A 17,338-nucleotide genomic window follows, 5' to 3' on the forward strand; every position below is an offset into this window, starting at 1 on the left:
AGGGCAGCCCCTTCACAGGGGCGTGTCAAATTCACGGCTTGATGGCCACCTTCAGGACACCGTCACGTTGGTGGGCAAACAGGTCATAGGCGGCAACGATGTCTTCCAGCTTGTATTGGTGGGTGACCATCACGCCCAGATCAATGCGGCCGGACGCCACCACGTTCATCAAGCGACGCATGCGCTCCTTGCCACCGGGGCACAGGGCGGTGACGATCTTGTGGTCGCCCAGACCGGCGGCAAAGGCCGACAGCGGGATGGTCAGATCGCTGGAGTACACGCCCAGGCTGGACAGGGTGCCGCCCGGCTTGAGCACGCGCAAGGCCGACTCGAAGGTTTGCTGGGTGCCCAGGGCCTCAATGGACGAATCGGCGCCGCGCCCGCCGGTGATCTTCATGATTTCATCGACCACGTCGCAGTTCTTGAAGTTCAGCGTGAGGTCGGCGCCCAGCTTCTTGGCGATGCCAAGGCGGTGGTCGTTGCCATCGACGGCGATGATGGTGGAAGCTCCCAGCAGGCGAGCGCCGGCGGTGGCGCACAGGCCGATGGGGCCTTGGGCGAACACAACCACGGTGTCACCGATGCGGATGTTGGCGTTTTCGGCGCCCTTGAAACCGGTGGACATGATGTCGGGACACATCAGGACCTGTTCGTCGGTGAGGCCATCAGGAATGGGCGCGAGGTTGGCCTGGGCGTCGGGCACCAGCACGTACTCGGCTTGGGTCCCATCGATCAGGTTGCCAAAGCGCCAGCCGGCCGTGGCCTTGTAGCCGTGGCAGCCGCACAGGCCTTGGGGGACGAGGTAGCTGCCGTCTTGCGAGGCCGCGCCGTCTTGGGCCGCGTAGGAGTTGAAGTTGGGGCAGATGGCGCCGGCGATGACGCGCTGGCCTTCGGTGTAGCCCTGGACGGCGCTGCCGAGCTTTTCGATCACGCCCACAGGTTCGTGGCCGACCGTCAGGCCCTTGGCCACCGGATACTCGCCCTTGAGGATGTGGACGTCGGTGCCGCAGATGGTCGTGGTGGTGATGCGGATCAGGGCGTCATTGGGGCCGACGTCGGGGATGCGCTTGTCGACCACCTCGATGCGACCGGGTTCGACAAACACTGCGGCTTTCATCATCGCTGCCATGGGGCGTCTCCTGAGGGTGAGGTGTAGGTAGTCGTGGTTTTTAGCACATCAGCGTGACGAGGCTGATGACATGGCGCAGGGTGCTGTGTCTTCGTCGCTTTGGTTTGCGCTACATTCGTTAGTTAACATAATACACATCGTGGACAGTAAGTTAATTCAGGGCAACGCACCTGAAAACCTGGTGACTGCCTGTTTTTGATGCACTCCAAGGGACTTCCCTGGGGGAACCTGTCTTACCCCGACCTTGCCAACAAGCTTATCCACAAGATGCGGGGATAAGTTGCCGCCTACGTCGTTGGGAGAACGTTGGATGGCAGGTGGTGGATCTGCAGCACGCCGTCACTCAGCACACGTCGTGCGATGTCGCTCAGGTGTTGATGGTGGCTGAACAACAGCACCTGACCCCCAACCGAAAACGCCTCCAGCGCCTGGAGCATGCATGCTGCACGTTGATCGTCAGCCGTCATCAGCACGTCGTCCAGCACCAGCGGCATGAGCCGGTCCGGTGTGCGTTGCACCTCCAGCGCCGCCAGTCGCAAGGCCAGGTACAGCTGGTCGGCGGTGCCTTCGCTCAGGCCGGCAATGCCCACAGGCTGTCCTTGTGCGGGCTGCGCCAGCAACACCGGTTTGTCGCCGTCGGCATCCACGAGCAGGCGGACAAAGCGGCCAGCCGTCATCGTGTGGAAATAGCGTCCGGCCAAGGCGACCACCGGCCCTTGGGCCTTTTCGCGGTGACGCTTGAGCACTTCGCTCAACAGCGCCTCGGCCAGCTTGAGCTGTGCCCAGGGACGCACGCCGGAACGGTAGCGCGCCAAGGCCGACTCCATTTCTTCGCGCGCACGGGCCGCTTCGTCAGAGGTGTCGATGGCCGCGAGGTTCGACGCCGCCAGGTGTTCGGCGCTGATGGCGGCTTGTTCCTGCGCCTCCAGACGCTGGATCTCATCGCTCAAGGTCTGACGTTCCAGGTCCAGTGCCAGGCTGTCCTGCCCCTCCAGGAGTTGGCGCAAGGTGTTCAGGTCTTTGTCGCTGGCCCCTGCCAGCTGCGCGCGTTGGTGCTGCAAGCGCTCGGCCATGGTGCGTCGGCGCTCGGAGCGGGCTTCGGCCTCGGTCAGTTCGGCCTCGGCGCTCACACCGGCCTGCTGAACCAAGGCGGCCAGTTCGGCGGTGCCCGCATCCAGATCGGCCTGGATTCGGGTACGGCGTCGGGCTTCGTCCTGCCCCTGGCGCGTAAGTTCGGCCTGCTGCCGATGGGCTTCACGGCTGGCTTGCAGGCGGCCTACCACCCCATCGACCCAGGCGTCCAGGTGCACGCCCAGCGGCTCACCCAGGAGTGCGGCCAGGGCCTGTGCCTCATCCACGACGGCATGCTCCGCAGCTTGGCCTTGTTTGAGTTGCAAGACCTGTTCGGCGTGACGGCGGTGCGCCTCCCCCCAATCTTGCCATTCGGCCAGACGGGCGTTGATCACCTCAGGCGTCGCATCCAGAGGCAGGTGCAGGCGTGCGCACGCGGCCTGCAGGCGCTCCCGCACGGGTTGGGCTGCGGACAGCAGTTCGCATTCGGCGTGTTCGGCGTCTGCGATGTCATGCTGCAGCGCCTGCATGGCCTGGGTGTGTTGCACGACTGCCGCCTGGCGCGTCACCAGCTCGCGCTCCAGCTGTTGCGCCAGGCTGATCCAGGCGATCAAACCCTGCCCTGCGTGATGAACCTGATGGGCCGACGGCAACAAGGACTGAACAGCCCCAGCCAGCTCGGCAGCCGCCTCACTTTCCTGAGCGCGGCACTGCGCCAGCTCATCGGCTAACTCGGCCACGCGGTCGCGCTGCGTAAGGGCGCTTTGTCGCAGCGTCAGCCATTCACGCGCCGCCGCCGTGCCCATGGCGGACAGGCCCTGCTCGCTCAGGCGCGCTTGCCAGCGGGCCTCCAGGTCCGCCAGCTGGTTCTGCAAGCCTTGCTCGGCAGTCCGCAGTACGGCCAGGGTGTGCTGCATGTCGGCGATGCGCTGGGTGCACTCGGCCATCTCAGCGGCGCGCTGGGCGCCTTCACGCAACAGGTCGGCCTGGCGGTCGGCTTCGGCACTGGCCTGCGCGTAGCGTTGGGGCAAGGTGGCCAGGTCGGGGTCGGCCAGTGCGCCCTCCTCCAGCACCGCTCGCACGCTGAGCCAGAGTGTGTCGCGCTGGGCTCGGGCTTGACGCAGCGTGTCGGCGCTCACCACTTCGCCTACGGCACCCAGCTTGTGGTGGCGTGCCGTTTGCAGGCGCAAGTCACCCTCGGTGCTCTCAATGCGGGCGACGAGGGCCGCGATGCCCTGGCGCAACTCAGCGTGGGCGCGCTCATGGTCATCAATGTCGACCAGGCTCAGCCCACGGACGGCAGCCAGTTGCGCCACCGTGCTCAGGCCCAGGGTTTCCAGGTCGCGCGCCAGTGGACGCTGCGCAGTGCGGTGCGCCTGCTCCAGCGTGGCGATGCGCTGGCTGACGTCGCCCAAGGCCTGCGCCCGTTGCAGACGCTCACTGAGCGTGGCATGCAAAGCCGCATCTGGCAACTCCAGCGACTGCGCACGTGCCTGCTCGCTCAACTGCGCGAGCTTGCGACGGGCGCTGTCCAGTTGTTGGCGTGCCCCGACGAGGTCCCGCGCCTGGTCCAGGCTCTCTGAGGCGGCCGCGCGCCATGCGGTCTGGTCGGCCTGTGAGGGCATGTGGGCAACACCGTCGTCGATGCTCAGCGTATGCAAGGACTCGGGCAGCAGACGCCGCATCTGCCCCAACAGGCCTTGTGACCCCTCCTCCACCGTGGCGCGAAATCTGGCGAGGCGGTCGCGGTCGCGGCGCACCTGGGCCAGATTTGCCTGCAAGCGCTCCACGGCAACGCCCTCGCGCAACAAGGTGGGCTCGACCACCAGCGCAGAGAGCGCCTGTTGACACTGGGCTTCACGCGCCAGCGAGTCCGCCAGGTCTCGGCGGGCCTGGGCTTGCTGTTGCTGTGCAGCCAGACGGCGTTCGCGGGCATCGGACGGCAGTTGCACGTCGGCCTCGACCGTTGCCCATTGCGCTTCCAGGCGGTCGAGCTCCCGGATCAACGGTGCCACAGCCCGCAGCTCGGTCACGTCGTTCTGACGTCGGCGGTGACGGGTCAGCTGTTCTCGCAGCGTCTGTACCTGCTGACCTGCCTCATCGTGGGCACGCTTGAGCGCCTTCCACTGGTCGGGCTTGGTGATGGCCTGTTTGTAGCGTTTGCGGGCCTCGTCCAGCTCATCGGCCGCCTGGTTGAGCAAGGCGTTACGCCCCCGGGGCAGGAAGTAGCGCTTCGCCTCGGCTTCCAGCGAAGTCTGCAAGGCCTTGATACCCGCCGAGCCAGTGCTAGCCTCGAACAAGGCCGCACCCAGCTCACCCTCCCCTCGGATCAGCTGCTGCCCTCCCTCGCGCAGATGGGCGGAGTTCAAACCGTACATCGTCTCGAACTGCTCACGCTGCACGCCACCGGTCAAGGCCAGCTGCACATCGGGCGGCACGGTGCTGTTCGCGATCGGCAGGCCCGTGGCGGGGGCAGCCAGCATCAGTGTGTTCTTCGTGCCCTTGCGGCGGGCCAGCGCATGCACCTGCCCGGCGGCGTCTTCAAAGGTGCCCGCCAACAGCATGTCCTTGAAGGCGTGGATGAAATCATCGGTGCTGCGAGCGTGGATGCCGTAGCGCAGGTCACCCAAGGCGCGCAGGGCCGACGATTTGCCGGCCTCGTTGGGCCCATAAATCAGGTGGATGCGGGCCGGGCCGGAGAAATCCAGGCTGGCATCGGTAAAGGGGCCGAAGGCCTTCAGGAACAGTTGACGGATCTTCATGCCTGCTCCTCGCCAACGTTCAGGTGGGCCAGCAGCGTGGCTTCGGCGTCTTTCAGCAGGGCCAACATGGCGCTGGCATCCTCCCACTGGGGCACATCGTCGGACGCATCGCGCGTCAGGGCCTGCCGCAGCTCGGCGGGTAACTTGTCCAGCACCTCGGCGAGCACGGGTTGGCCGAAGGATGCCAGGGCCTGTGGCTCGGCCGCCAGGTCGTCCACCCAACGCACAAGTTCGCCCAAGGCGTCGGTGCGCTGACCCAGCTGTGCCCGGTCCAGCGGCGAGCGCAAAGCCAGTTGCACCTTCTCGATCCACACGTCGGCGTCGCTCAGGTCTTGGGCCGCAGCCTGCACTGCGGCGGCCAAGGTGCCCGGCTGACGGGCCTCGTGGGTGTGCAAGGACGTTTCGCCCGTCAAACAGACACGCACGGCGTGCAGCCGCTCACCACCGGCCGATGCCACTGCCGCCTGCAGGGCCTCGCCCACCACCCGGGGCAAGGCGTCCAGGCTGTGCGAGGGGTTCAGCACCACATTGACCTGATGCCAGCGCACCACGTCCAGCGGCACAAAGGTGGCGTCCAGCTTGCCGCCGGCCACATTCACCAGCTCGCAGCCTTTGGGGCCAGTTTCGCGCGCGTGGCGGCCCTGCAGGTTGCCGGGGTACACCACCCGCGGTTCGTCACACACCACCTGGCGGGCGTGCACGTGGCCCAGCGCCCAGTAGTCGTAGCCCTTGCTGCGCAGCGTGTCCAGCGACGTGGGTGCGTAGGTGTCGTGCCCTTCCGCGCCAGTCAGACTGGTGTGCAGCAAGCCAATGTTGACGTAGCCCGGCACCGCCATCGGGTAGCCCGGCACCAGGTCTTCCGGCACCTCCCGGTCGGGAAAACTGTGGCCATGGATGGCCACGCGCAGGTCGTCGAGCCTGACCGTCTCGGCCGAGCGGCTGGAGAACACCTTCACATTGTCTGGCCAGGGCAACTGGCGCGAGATCACACCCTGCGCATCGTGGTTGCCCTGCACGATGAAGACCTTCACCCCCGCTCGCCCCAGGCGCACCATCTGTTCGCGCACGAACAGCCCGGTGTGAAAATCCTGCCAGTCGCGGTCGTACAGGTCGCCGGCAATCAGCACAAAATCCACGTTTTCATCGATGGCCAGGTCCACCAGGCGCGTCAGGGCCTGACGGGTGGCACTGCGCAGGCGCGCCACGGGGGCACCCTCAAAGCGGTTGAGCCCGCGCAAGGGGCTGTCAATGTGCAGATCTGCGGCGTGAAGGAAGCGCATGCCAGCTCTCGTATCGATGGGTTTTTGTCCGTACAGCTGAACGGCACTCTAACAAGGGATCGGCTCACCCGATGAGCCCGTCTCGGCCCGCCACACAGATTCTTGCCAACGCCGGCCCGCATCTTGCTGTGTGGGATTGGCCTCATCCTTTATGCTCAAGCCATGACGCATCCTCTCTCACGCCACCTGCTTGTGCCTGCCCTGCTCCTGTGTGCCACCCTGTGGCCCGGGCTCGCCAGCGCGGGCAAGACCCTGAACACCCTCCAGCAACGCGGCCAGATCCTGTGTGGGGTCAGCACCGGTGTGGCCGGTTTCTCCGCGCCAGATGCCAAGGGGCAATGGCACGGGCTGGATGTGGACATCTGCCGGGCCGTGGCCGCTGCCACCCTGGGCGACGCCAACAAGGTGCGCTACGTGCCGCTCAACGCACAGCAGCGGTTCGCCGCGCTGAAATCCAGCCAGGTCGACCTGCTGTCGCGCAACACCTCGTGGACGCTGAGCCGCGATGCCTCGCTCGGCTTTCACTTTACCGCCATCACCTTCTTCGATGGCCAGGGCTTTCTGGTCAACAAGAAGTACAAGGTGACCCAGGCCAATCAGCTCAAGAACGCCCAGGTGTGCGTGCAAGCCGGCACGACCAACGAGAAAAACCTGGCCGATTTCTCGCGCACCCACAAGCTCAACATCAAGCCGGTGGTGTTTGACAGCTTTGAAGCCGCTTTCAAGGCGCTGTTCAGCGGCCGCTGCCAGGCTTACACGGCCGACGCGTCCGGCCTGTCCAGTGTGCGTAACAAGGAAGCGCCCCGCCCTGACGACTACCTGATCCTGCCCGACCTGATCTCGAAAGAGCCCCTCGGCCCGCTGGTGCGCCGGAGTGACGACGAATGGTTTGCCATCGTGAAATGGACGGTGTTTGCCTTGCAGGAGGCCGAAGAGCTGGGCATCACCCGGGCCAACATCGAGCAACTGCGCAAGACTTCGACCGACCCAGCCATCCAGCGTCTGGTGGGCACCGGCGAAGACACGGGCGCCATGCTGGGCCTGAAAAAGGACTGGGCCTATCGCGCCATCCAAGCCGTGGGCAACTACGGTGAGGTGTTCGAGCGCAATGTGGGCGCCCAGTCGGTGCTCAAGCTGCCGCGCGGCCCCAACCGGCTGTGGAACCAGGGCGGCTTGATCTACCCGCCGCCGGTGCGCTGAGGCGGGCGCGAGCCGATGCTGTCCTTTTTCTCCCAACCGGCCGGTTTCGACATTGGCGAGACAGGGCTGCTGGCCTTTGATGCGAGCCAGCCACTGTGGTGGGCCATCGTGGTCGGGCTGGGCAACACGCTGCGGGTGAGCCTGCCGGCGTTGCTGCTGGCCACCGCCCTCGCCTTGACCATGGCGCTGCTGCGGCGCTCGCGTGCGCCGGGTTGGTCGCAACTGGCAACCGGCTATGTGGAGCTGATCCGCAACGTGCCCCTGCTGCTGCAGGTGCTGATCTGGTACTTTTTGCTGGTGGAATGGCTGCCGGACTCCACCGAGGCCCTGTCGCTGCTACCCGGCGTCTGGTTGAGCAAGGGCGGTTTGGCGTTTCCCTGGCTGATGCCAGACGAGCTGGGCGCTTGGCACTGGGAGGTGCCCGTTCAGGATGTGTTCAATGTGCATGGCGGCGCGGCGGTCACGCCGGAGTTTCTGACCCTGACCCTGGCGCTGAGCGTCTACACCAGCGCGTTCCTGTCCGAGGTCATCCGCAGTGGTCTGGAGGCCGTGCCGCACAGCCTGCTTGAAGCGGCCAGCACCCTGGGCGCCACCCGCTGGCAACAGGTCCGGCTGGTGCTGATTCCACAGGCGCTGCGCACCATCATCCCGGCCACCACCAACCAGTACCTCAACCTCATCAAGAACTCCTCGCTGGCGGTGGCCATTGGCTACCCCGACCTGGTGTCCGTGAGCAACACCGCCCTGAACCAGACCGGCCGCGCCATTGAATGCCTCACGGTGATGATGGCCGTGTACCTCAGCCTGTCCTTGCTGGTGTCGGTGCTGATGAACTGGTTCAACGCCCGCCAGGGGCTGAAGGGCGTGGCATGAAGACGCTGAGAGGCACGCCATCGCCGTCCCTGGGGCGCTGGCTGCGGCACGTTCCCACCCTCCTGGGGCTGCTGCTGGCCGCCACCGTGCTGTGGCACTTGTATGCCTGGGGCATCCGCGATGCCGTGTGGGCGCCAGATGCCGAGGCATGCCGCGCCCTGGCCCACGAGGGGGCCTGCTGGGGCGTGATTGCCGAGAAGGGCTGGCCCATGCTGATGGGACACCCCGCCGACACCGGCCTGAGCGGCCTGCCGCTGACGCTGGTACTGTTTGCTGGCAGCCTGCTTGCCTCCTGGCCCTTGGGCTTGGCGCTGGCTTTGGCGCGCCACAGCGGCCCGGTCTGGCTCAAGACGCCCGCCATCGCCTTCATTGAACTCATCCGGGGCGTGCCGCTGGTCACTTTGCTGTTTGTGGCCGCCTTCATCCTGCCCCTGGTGCTGCCCGAGGCCTGGCAAGTGAGCCTGAGCTGGCGCGCAGGCGTGGCCCTCACCCTGTTCTCGGCCGTCTACCTGGCCGAGGTGCTGCGCGGCGGCTTGCAGACCGTGCCCGCCGAGCAAAGCGAAGCCGCCGCCATCCTGGGCCTGTCCTGGCCGGGCATCCAGCGACGCATCGTGCTGCCGCAAGCCGTCCGCGCCGTCTTGCCCGCCCTCACCGGCCACGCCATCGGGCTGCTCAAAGACAGCTCTCTGGTCATGGTGATCGGCCTGCACGAACTCACGGGCGGCCTCTCACTCAGCCTGGGTGGCGATCCCGTCTGGCGTCCGTACTACTTTGAGGCTTACCTCTTTGTCGGACTGGTCTACGCCCTGATGTGCTGGGGGCTGTCGTCCTTGGGCCGGTGGCTGGAGACGCACTGGGCCCAGGGCTCCCAGTGATCGTCATTGATAATGAATCGTTCCCTCACTTCCCACGATTACCCCCGTCTGCATGGACCATAACGTCACGCTCATCTCCACCATTGCCGCCGGCTTTGGCATGGCCCTGGTCCTCGGTTTCATCGCCGAGCGACTCAAGTTGCCAGCCTTGGTGGGCTACCTGCTGGCCGGCATCGTGCTGGGGCCGGGCACGCCGGGCTTTGTGGCCGACATTGGCATTGCCTCGCAGCTGTCGGAGATCGGGGTGATGTTGCTGATGTTTGGCGTGGGGCTGCATTTTTCCCTGAAAGACCTGTTGGCCGTCAAGCGCATTGCCGTGCCAGGTGCCGTGGTGCAGATGTCGCTGGCAACCTTGCTGGGCATGGCGGCCGCCTGGTTCTGGGGCTGGAGTTGGGGAGCCGGACTGGTGTTTGGCCTGTCGCTGTCGTGTGCCAGCACGGTGGTCTTGCTCAAGGCACTGGAGTCGCGTGGCTTGCTCGACACCATGAATGGCCGCATCGCCGTGGGCTGGCTGGTGGTGGAAGACCTCGCCACCGTGCTGGTGCTGGTGCTCCTGCCTCCGCTGGCCGGGGTGCTAGGCGGCACGGTGGTGCACCAGGCCAGCACCAGCACCGCTTCGCTGTGGTGGACCATTGGCCAGACTTTGCTGCAGGTCGCCGCCTTCATCGTGGTGATGCTGGTGGCCGGTCGCAAGGTCTTGCCTTGGGTGCTTTGGCAAGTTGCCCGCACGGGCTCGCGTGAGCTGTTCACGCTGTCCGTGGTCGCCATGGCCATCAGCATTGCCTACGGCGCCTCCGTGCTGTTTCACGTGTCGTTTGCGCTGGGGGCCTTCTTTGCCGGCATGGTGATGCGCGAGTCCGAGTTCAGCCACCGCGCTGCCGAAGAATCCCTGCCCCTGCGCGATGCCTTTTCGGTGCTGTTCTTTGTCTCGGTCGGCATGTTGTTCCAACCGGCCATCCTGCTCGAGCAGCCGGGGCATCTGGCCGTGGCGGTGGCCATCATCATCCTGGGCAAGTCGTTGGCTGCGCTGGTGCTGGTGCTGGCCTTTCGCTACCCGCTCAACACCGCCATCACGGTGGCCGCCAGCCTGGCACAGATCGGCGAGTTCTCCTTCATCCTGGCCGGGCTCGGTGTCAGCCTGGGGCTGATGCCGGCCGAAGGCATGAGCCTGGTGCTGGCCGCCGCCTTGATCTCCATCGCCCTCAACCCGCTCACCTTTGCGATCTCTCAGCCCATCCAGCGCTGGGTGCTGGCCCGCTCCGAGTTTGCGCGTCAACTGGAAAGCCGCGATGATCCCTATGCCGAACTGCCCATGAGCACCGAGCGTCGCTACCTCGCGGGCCAGGTGGTGCTGGTGGGCTACGGTCGCGTCGGACGACGCATTGCCCAGGCACTCGATGCCAGCAGCATCCCTTATGTTGTGGCCGAACAGAACCGTGAGCTGGTGGAAGACCTGCGCAAGCAAGGCAAGGCGGCCGTCTACGGCAATGCGGCGGATCCGGCCGTGCTGATCCAGGCCCACATTGCGGATGCGGCCCTGCTCGTCGTGGCGACGCCCGACCCGCTCAATGTGCGGCAGATGGTGGACACCGCGCGCACGCTCAACCAGAGCATCGAGGTCGTTTTGCGCACCCACAGCGAAGAAGAGTCGCAGATGCTGCGCAAGGAAGCCCTGGGCAAGGTCTTCTTTGGGGAAGAAGAGCTGGCCAAAGGCATGACCCACTACGTGGTGGACCGTTTCGGTCCGCAAGCCAGCGACTCACGCCACGGCCCACTGTGATGGAGGCTCAGCCCCTACAGGCCCCCCTCAGGCCGAGCGCACCAGCAGGACATCACAAGGCAGCCACTGCAGCAACCGCAAGGCGGTGCTGCCCAGCAGCGTACTGACCAGGCCCTCATCGGCCTGGATGCCCAGCACCACCAGATCCACCTCCTGCCGACGGGCAAACGCGGGCAGCGTGGCCGTGACCGTTCCCCGCTCGCAATGGATGCTCACCGACGTGGCGGGCGGCAAAGGCGTCTGGCCCAGCAAGGCCTCACAGGCTTGTTGCGCGGTGACGTTCACCCCCTGCGCCGCCTCCATGCGGCCCGACAAGCCCGCCAGCGGCACCTCGTGCGCGTGATACAGCTGCAAGGGCTGCCCCGGGAACAGGTGCGCCGCCGTCTGCAGCCCTCCATGCGCTCCCGGCGACAGATCGGTCGCCACCACAATGCGCCGATAGGGTTGACGGGCCCGTTGCCGCACGACCAACAAAGGCTGGGTCACGGAGCGCGCCAATTGCTCCACCGTGGAGCCCAGCAGGAAGCGGCCCAGAACCTCATTGCGCGCCACGCTCGACACGATCACATCGGCGCCCACCTCATCGGCAACCTGGCGGATCACCTCGCCCGCATCGCCCCCACGTTCGACACGCAAGGAGATGGGTGCACGCACGTCTGCCGTGTTGCGGCGCAACTCCTGCAACGCGATCTGGAGCAGGTCCTGCTCGGTCGCCCCAGCCGCCCACGCCAGGATCTGGTCGGGCGCCCCCCCCACATCCAGCACATTGACCGCCACCAACTCCGCCTGCCAGGCGTCGGCCAGTTGCGCGGCACGGTCCAGGGCCCGATCGCAGCGGGCACTCAGATCGGTCGCCAGCAACAGGCGCTTGGGCAACTCGGTGCCCTTGTCAGCTTCGGTCATGGGTTCTCGCTCCTTTTGGCCTGATCAGGCCAGCACCACACGCGATGCCAGCGGCGTGCGCCGGATCACGAACTTCTCCAACTCTGCCACAGTGAAGACCAACAGACCGGCACCCAGCACCTTGAGCCACTCCAGCGGCGTCAAATGGGTGGAATCGAAAATGCTGTGCATGATCGAGGTGTGGGTGAACCCCACTTGCAGCAACACACACACCGCCACCGCCATCAACACATAGCGGTTGCCAAACAGCCCACGCAGATTCGTCACCGGCGCCAGGATGAAACGGCTGTTGAACAGATAGAACATCTCGGCCATCACCACCGCATTCACGGCCATGGTACGGGCGGTGTCCACACCCGTGCCCAGTTTCAACTCCCACAGAAACAGGCCGAGCGCCCCGGTCATCATCAACACCGACACCATCAACACGCGCCACACAAAAAAGCCTGACAACAAAGGCTCACTGGGTGGCCGCGGCCGGCGACGCATGATGCCCTTTTCTGCCGGCTCGAAAGCCAAGGCAAGCCCCAGGGTGCTGGACGTCACCAGGTTGATCCACAGCACCTGCGCAGCCGTCAAGGGCAAGGCCAACTCGAACAGGATGGCCGCGATCACCACCAGGGCCTCGCCGCCATTGGTGGGCAGCATGAAAAGGATGAACTTCTTGAGGTTGTCGTACACCACACGGCCTTCGCGCACGGCCGCAGCAATGGTCGCAAAGTTGTCGTTGGCCAGCACCACGTCCGACGCCTCCTTGGCCGCCTCGGTGCCCTTCAGGCCCATGGACACGCCCACATCCGCACGCTTGAGCGCCGGCGCATCGTTCACCCCGTCACCGGTCATGGCCACCACCTGCCCATCGTCCTGTAGGGCCTGCACCAGACGCAGCTTGTGCTCCGGGCTGGCCCGTGCAAACACATCCACCTCCATCACCACGCGGCGCAAATCGGCATCGCTGATCAACGACACCTCGGCGCCGGTCATGGCCGGCTTGCCCACGCCGATGGCCAGCTGCGCCCCGATGGCGCGTGCGGTCTCCACATGGTCGCCGGTGATCATCTTCACCCGGATGCCGGCGTGGTGGCACTCCCCCACCGCGGCAATGGCCTCCTCGCGAGGTGGATCGATGATGCCGACCAAGGCCAGCAGGGTGTAGCCCTCCGCCACGTCGCTGAAACGCAAACGCTCATCGGCCGGCGCCTCGCGCTTGCAGGCCAGGGCCAACAGACGCAGCCCCTGCGCCGCCGTGTCGGTGGCCATGCGGCGCCAGTAATCCACGTCCAGCGGATGCTCACCATCGTGGTTCAGCTGCCGAGCGCACATGTCCAGCACGACCTCGGGGGCCCCCTTCACAAAAATCCACGGGGCCCCGTCACCATCGCGGTGGTAGCTGGCCATGAAGCGGTGCTCCGACTCGAAGGGGATCGAGTCGATGCGTGGCCAAGCCAGCTCGCCAGCCTCCTGCGTGAAGCCGACCTTGCCCCCCAACACCAGCAGCGCTCCTTCGGTCGGATCGCCTTCCACACGCCACAAGTCCTCGTCCACGCACAGGCGAGCATCGTTGCACAGCACGCCAGTGCGAACGGCCAGGGCCAAAGCCGGGTAATGCTGGGCTTCAATGATCCGACCGTCGATGCTCACATCCCCCACCGGCGCATAGCCCACCCCGCCCACATTGAAGGCGTGCCCGGCGCACACCACGCGCTGCACCGTCATCTCGTTGCGCGTCAGGGTGCCGGTCTTGTCCGAGCACACCACGGTGACCGAACCCAGCGTTTCCACCGCCGGCAGTCGGCGCACGATGGCATGGCGACGGGCCATGCGCTGCACGCCCAAGGCCAGCGTCACCGTCATGATGGCCGGCAGCCCTTCCGGGATGGCCGATGCCGCCAGCGCCACCACCATCATGAACATCTCGGACGGCAGATGCCCACGCAGCCACACGCCCAGCACAAAGGTGGCCGCCGACAGCACCAGGATCACCAAGGCCAGAATGCGGCCAAAGCGGTCCACCTGCCGCAGCAAGGGCGTCTGCATGTGCTCGATGCCCGAGAGCATCTGATTGATCTTGCCCAGCTCGGTGCGGACGCCGGTTTCCACCACCACGCCGGTGGCCTGCCCATACACCACCACCGTGCCAGAGTAGGCCATGCCGTGCCGATCCCCCAGCGGGGCGTCGACGGACACGGCCTCGGCGTTCTTTTCCACTGGCAAGGACTCGCCGGTCAGCGCCGCCTCCTCCACCCTCAACTCCTTGACGTGGATGAGCCGCAGATCGGCCGGCACGCGATCGCCCGACACCAGTTGCACGACATCGCCCGGCACCAGGTCCGCCGCATCGATCTCCTGAGCCCGACCGTCACGCACCACGATCGCATGCGGCGACAGCATCCCGCGGATCGCATCCAGCGCCGATTCGGCCTTGCCCTCCTGAATGAAGCCAATGATGGCGTTGATGACCACAGCGGCCATCAAGACCCCCGTGTCCACCCAATGGCCCAGGACGGCGGTGATGACTGCCGAGCCCATCATCACGTAGAGCAAGATATTGTGGAACTGCAGCACCAGCCGCATCCAGGCCGAGCGCTTGCGGGCCCCCTCCAGGCGGTTGGGGCCATACTGGGTCAGACGCTGCGCGGCCTCGGCGACACTCAAGCCCTTGGCGTGGCTCGACAGAGCCTGCTCCATCTCCGTCTGCGTCATCGTGTGCCAGTCAAGCTGGCGCTTTGCAGGTGGATTTGCCGCCCGGGAAAGCTCTGTCATCTCGTCGCAACCTCGTCATTACATTTGTTCAAAGCAATCATAATGACTATTACGACTTCAGGATCCACCCATCCTCACGGCACCACACTGAACCATGAGCAAGCTCCACAGCATCCTCGCCGCCACCGATCTCTCCACCCCGGCTCGCCACGCGGCAGAGCGTGCGGCCCAGATCAGCCAGCAAAGCAGCGTGCCCCTGTGTTTGTTGCATGTGGCCAATCTGGCGCCCTTGCAGCGCCTGCGCCAAGTTCTCACCAGCAGCCACGAATCGGTTGAGCAAAGGGTGCTGTCCACCGCACGTGAACGCCTGCAAACCGAGGCCCAGGCCTTGCACACGCGCTACGGTGTCAATGTCGATGATCGCCTGGTCGTGGGCGCCTTGATCACCGAAATTCGCAGCGTGGCCGACGAGCTCGCCAGCGGTCTGCTGGTGTGTGGGGCACGGGGCGAAAGCTTGTTGCGACACATGCTGTTGGGCTCCACGGCCGAGCGCATGCTCAGCAACACCACACGCCCCCTGCTGGTGGTGAAACAGGCGCCCCACGAGGCCTACAAGACCGCGCTGGTCCCGGTTGACTTCTCGACCTCCTCCATCCGGGCCATACGCCAGGCGCGCATGGTGGCCCCGCAGGCGCAACTGGTGGTGCTGCACGTGTTCGAAGTGCCGTTTGAAGGGCATCTGCGCTATGCCAACGTCGACGAAGACACCATCAACCACTATCGCGTGGCGGCGATGCAAGAGGCCTCTCAGCGTTTGCAGACGCTGTGCCGTGACGCGGGCCTGAGCGCGGCCGACAGCCGTCAGGTCGTCATCCAGGGCGACCCGGCCACCCGCATCCTGGAGCAGGAGATGGAGCAGGACTGTGACCTCATCGTGCAGGGCAAGCATGGCGAGAATGCCATGCAGAGCCTGCTGCTGGGCAGCGTTACCAAGCAGGTGCTGGTCGAGTCACAGTCCGACGTGCTGGTCTCGGTCTGAGTCTGCGGCGCCAGCCGCCAGACCCAAAAAAAAGCCCGTCTCATGGACGGGCATCAAACGCTCTCACGGCAAGCAATACAAACCCATTCAACTGCTCAGCGCCTCCTCCAGCACGTCATCCTCGTCTCTCATGCGTGAGAACGGCGACGTGTCCTGACCGGGTGTCTCCAGCTTGTCCAACGGACGGCACACACGGCTTTGCAGATGATTCAGGCGCTCGGAGCGCTCCATGGCTGCCAGCACCGCCTCGGGATCCATCATCAAGGCGAAGGGATTGGCGTGAAGACTGATGTTCTGCATGGAACCTCCTGTGTGGTGAACAGTGGCGGAGGTCGATTCAAAAACCGTTCCGCCTGTAGGAAATTCTCTGCCAATCGCTGAAATACGGACGTGGGCTAACCCTCAGTGCGCACGCACGAGTGAGAACAAATCCTCAAAGTTGGCCGATGTGATACGGCCTACGTCGTTGACGTCCAAGCCCTTTAACTCAGCGAGTTGACGCGCCACAAAGGGCACGTAAGCCGGTGAGTTGGTTTTGCCGCGATGCGGTGCGGGCGCCAGATACGGGCTGTCGGTCTCGATCAGGCAACGCTCGATGGGCACGAAACGCGCCACATCGCGCAGGTCGGCCGCGTTCTTGAAGGTGAGGATGCCCGAGAAGGAAATCATGAAACCCAGGTCCAATGCCGCACGGGCCACCGCTTCACTTTCGGTGAAGCAATGGAACACCCCACGCACCTCGCCCTGCCCTTCTTCCTTGAGGATGGCAAGGGTGTCGTCGCTGGCCATGCGGGTGTGGATCACCAACGGCAAAACAGTCTGGCGCGCGGCGCGGATGTGCACGCGAAAGCGCTCGCGCTGCCAGGCCATCTCATCGACGCTGCGCTCGCCGAGGCGGTAATAGTCGAGCCCGGTCTCGCCAATGCCCACCACGCGCGGCAGCGCGGCGCGGCTCACCAAGTCTTCGAGCGTGGGCTCCTGCACACCCTCGTTGTCGGGGTGGACACCCACGGTGGCCCAGAAGTTGTCGTAGCGGGTGGCGAGGTCATGCACCTGCGGAAACTCTTCCAGCGTGGTGCTGATGCACAGGGCGCGGTCCACGCCCGCCTCGCTCATCTCGGCGCGGAGAGCGTCGAGCGTGTCGGCGTATTGCGGGAAATTCAGGTGGCAGTGCGAATCGACAAACATGGTGCACGGGGCAAAAACGGGTCAACAAACCCGTGATCTTGCCTCAAAGCGCTTCACAAGGTTTGCGTAGGCTTGCTGGAGGAGATGTTGGTGCCCAAAATCTCTTCGATCTTCAGGCGCAGCAGACGGGTTTTCTCGTCCGCCGGGAAGCGCACACCCACGCCCTGCGTGCGGCCCCCCGAGGCGTTGGCCGGGGTGATCCAAGCCACTTTGCCAGCCACAGGGTAGCGCTGATTGTCTTCAGGCAGACTGAGCAAGAGGTAGACGTCATCGCCCAGCACGTACTCGCGCGTGGTGGGCACAAACAGCCCGCCGTCGGTGAAGGCCGGAATGTAGGCGGCATACAGCGCGCCCTTTTCACGAAACACCAACTGGATGACGCTGGGGCGACCGGGCGCCGCAGCAGTGGCCGTGCCTGCGCCAGGGGTGAGCTTGCCCACCCCGCTCTGAGAGAACGCGGATGGCATGGAGGTGTTTTGGAACTCGCTCATCGTGCTGCCCAGTGTAACGCTGCTCCGTGTGAGGTCTACACGTA

General features: G+C 65.3%; 13 protein-coding genes. 5 read left to right on the forward strand and 8 right to left on the reverse strand.

From position 1 onward, the window contains the following. Positions 1-31 precede the first annotated feature (31 nt). The 3 genes from AC3WW4_RS09815 to AC3WW4_RS09825 form a co-directional block, all read right to left on the reverse strand. The gene (locus tag AC3WW4_RS09815; protein WP_488828240.1) at positions 32-1,129 is read right to left on the reverse strand and encodes an NAD(P)-dependent alcohol dehydrogenase; all 1,098 of its coding nucleotides are present in this window, start codon (positions 1,127-1,129) and stop codon (positions 32-34) included. A gap of 287 nt (positions 1,130-1,416) precedes the next feature. Continuing rightward, complete coding sequence (locus tag AC3WW4_RS09820) at positions 1,417-4,962, reverse strand: AAA family ATPase (RefSeq protein WP_488828242.1); 3,546 nt, start codon at positions 4,960-4,962, stop codon at positions 1,417-1,419. Further along, on the reverse strand, positions 4,959-6,242 hold the full coding sequence (locus AC3WW4_RS09825) for a metallophosphoesterase family protein (RefSeq protein WP_488828244.1): 1,284 nt from the start codon (positions 6,240-6,242) through the stop codon (positions 4,959-4,961). Before AC3WW4_RS09825 ends, AC3WW4_RS09820 begins: the two co-directional genes overlap by 4 nt. Positions 6,243-6,404: 162 nt before the next feature. Between AC3WW4_RS09825 and AC3WW4_RS09830 the strand changes: the two genes are divergently transcribed. The 4 genes from AC3WW4_RS09830 to AC3WW4_RS09845 are packed head-to-tail and all read left to right on the forward strand — an operon-like array spanning position 6,405 to position 10,970. Beyond that, positions 6,405-7,442 carry an amino acid ABC transporter substrate-binding protein gene (locus AC3WW4_RS09830; RefSeq protein WP_488828245.1) on the forward strand — a complete coding sequence of 346 codons (1,038 nt, stop codon included), beginning with the start codon at positions 6,405-6,407 and terminating at the stop codon, positions 7,440-7,442. Between the two features lie 15 nt (positions 7,443-7,457). Further along, positions 7,458-8,315 (forward strand): ABC transporter permease subunit, encoded by an 858-nt coding sequence (locus AC3WW4_RS09835; protein WP_488828246.1) that lies wholly within the window; start codon positions 7,458-7,460, stop codon positions 8,313-8,315. Continuing rightward, positions 8,312-9,190: an amino acid ABC transporter permease gene (locus tag AC3WW4_RS09840; RefSeq protein WP_488828247.1), complete on the forward strand. Its 879-nt coding sequence runs from the start codon at positions 8,312-8,314 to the stop codon at positions 9,188-9,190. Before AC3WW4_RS09835 ends, AC3WW4_RS09840 begins: the two co-directional genes overlap by 4 nt. A gap of 52 nt (positions 9,191-9,242) precedes the next feature. Then, positions 9,243-10,970: a cation:proton antiporter domain-containing protein gene (locus tag AC3WW4_RS09845; protein WP_488828249.1), complete on the forward strand. Its 1,728-nt coding sequence runs from the start codon at positions 9,243-9,245 to the stop codon at positions 10,968-10,970. Positions 10,971-10,997: 27 nt separating this feature from the next. On the opposite strand, the gene AC3WW4_RS09850 is transcribed toward AC3WW4_RS09845, so the two are convergent. Both AC3WW4_RS09850 and AC3WW4_RS09855 read right to left on the reverse strand, forming a co-directional pair. Continuing rightward, the gene (locus AC3WW4_RS09850; RefSeq protein ID WP_488828250.1) at positions 10,998-11,873 is read right to left on the reverse strand and encodes a universal stress protein; all 876 of its coding nucleotides are present in this window, start codon (positions 11,871-11,873) and stop codon (positions 10,998-11,000) included. A 24-nt stretch (positions 11,874-11,897) separates the two neighbouring features. Beyond that, a complete protein-coding gene (locus AC3WW4_RS09855) occupies positions 11,898-14,636 on the reverse strand; it encodes a cation-transporting P-type ATPase (RefSeq protein ID WP_488828251.1) in 2,739 nt (912 codons plus the stop codon). Between the two features lie 94 nt (positions 14,637-14,730). Here AC3WW4_RS09855 and AC3WW4_RS09860 point away from each other — a divergent pair, with 94 nt between their 5' ends. Then, positions 14,731-15,615, forward strand: coding sequence for a universal stress protein (locus tag AC3WW4_RS09860; RefSeq protein ID WP_488828252.1), 885 nt, complete (start codon positions 14,731-14,733; stop codon positions 15,613-15,615). 87 nt (positions 15,616-15,702) lie between these two features. Here the strand turns inward: AC3WW4_RS09860 and AC3WW4_RS09865 are convergent, their stop codons facing one another. The 3 genes from AC3WW4_RS09865 to AC3WW4_RS09875 form a co-directional block, all read right to left on the reverse strand. Further along, entirely contained in the window at positions 15,703-15,915 is a 213-nt protein-coding gene (locus tag AC3WW4_RS09865) for a hypothetical protein (protein ID WP_488828253.1), read from the reverse strand. Between the two features lie 102 nt (positions 15,916-16,017). Then, positions 16,018-16,803 (reverse strand): TatD family hydrolase, encoded by a 786-nt coding sequence (locus AC3WW4_RS09870; protein ID WP_488828254.1) that lies wholly within the window; start codon positions 16,801-16,803, stop codon positions 16,018-16,020. 53 nt (positions 16,804-16,856) lie between these two features. Next, positions 16,857-17,270, reverse strand: coding sequence for a PilZ domain-containing protein (locus AC3WW4_RS09875; protein WP_488829724.1), 414 nt, complete (start codon positions 17,268-17,270; stop codon positions 16,857-16,859). Positions 17,271-17,338 lie beyond the last annotated feature (68 nt).

The sequence above is a fragment of the Aquabacterium sp. TM01 genome (assembly GCF_057808345.1).

What these genes read in the sequence shown, in the direction of transcription:
- AC3WW4_RS09835 (WP_488828246.1), top strand. Translation starts at nt 7,458, where the DNA reads ATGCTGTCCTTTTTCTCCCAACCGGCCGGTTTCGACATTGGCGAGACA.
- AC3WW4_RS09860 (WP_488828252.1), top strand. Translation starts at nt 14,731, where the DNA reads ATGAGCAAGCTCCACAGCATCCTCGCCGCCACCGATCTCTCCACCCCG.
- AC3WW4_RS09845 (WP_488828249.1), top strand. Translation starts at nt 9,243, where the DNA reads ATGGACCATAACGTCACGCTCATCTCCACCATTGCCGCCGGCTTTGGC.
- AC3WW4_RS09850 (WP_488828250.1), bottom strand. Translation starts at nt 11,873, where the DNA reads ATGACCGAAGCTGACAAGGGCACCGAGTTGCCCAAGCGCCTGTTGCTG.
- AC3WW4_RS09855 (WP_488828251.1), bottom strand. Translation starts at nt 14,636, where the DNA reads ATGACAGAGCTTTCCCGGGCGGCAAATCCACCTGCAAAGCGCCAGCTT.
- AC3WW4_RS09820 (WP_488828242.1), bottom strand. Translation starts at nt 4,962, where the DNA reads ATGAAGATCCGTCAACTGTTCCTGAAGGCCTTCGGCCCCTTTACCGAT.
- AC3WW4_RS09865 (WP_488828253.1), bottom strand. Translation starts at nt 15,915, where the DNA reads ATGCAGAACATCAGTCTTCACGCCAATCCCTTCGCCTTGATGATGGAT.
- AC3WW4_RS09815 (WP_488828240.1), bottom strand. Translation starts at nt 1,129, where the DNA reads ATGGCAGCGATGATGAAAGCCGCAGTGTTTGTCGAACCCGGTCGCATC.
- AC3WW4_RS09840 (WP_488828247.1), top strand. Translation starts at nt 8,312, where the DNA reads ATGAAGACGCTGAGAGGCACGCCATCGCCGTCCCTGGGGCGCTGGCTG.
- AC3WW4_RS09825 (WP_488828244.1), bottom strand. Translation starts at nt 6,242, where the DNA reads ATGCGCTTCCTTCACGCCGCAGATCTGCACATTGACAGCCCCTTGCGC.
- AC3WW4_RS09870 (WP_488828254.1), bottom strand. Translation starts at nt 16,803, where the DNA reads ATGTTTGTCGATTCGCACTGCCACCTGAATTTCCCGCAATACGCCGAC.
- AC3WW4_RS09830 (WP_488828245.1), top strand. Translation starts at nt 6,405, where the DNA reads ATGACGCATCCTCTCTCACGCCACCTGCTTGTGCCTGCCCTGCTCCTG.
- AC3WW4_RS09875 (WP_488829724.1), bottom strand. Translation starts at nt 17,270, where the DNA reads ATGCCATCCGCGTTCTCTCAGAGCGGGGTGGGCAAGCTCACCCCTGGC.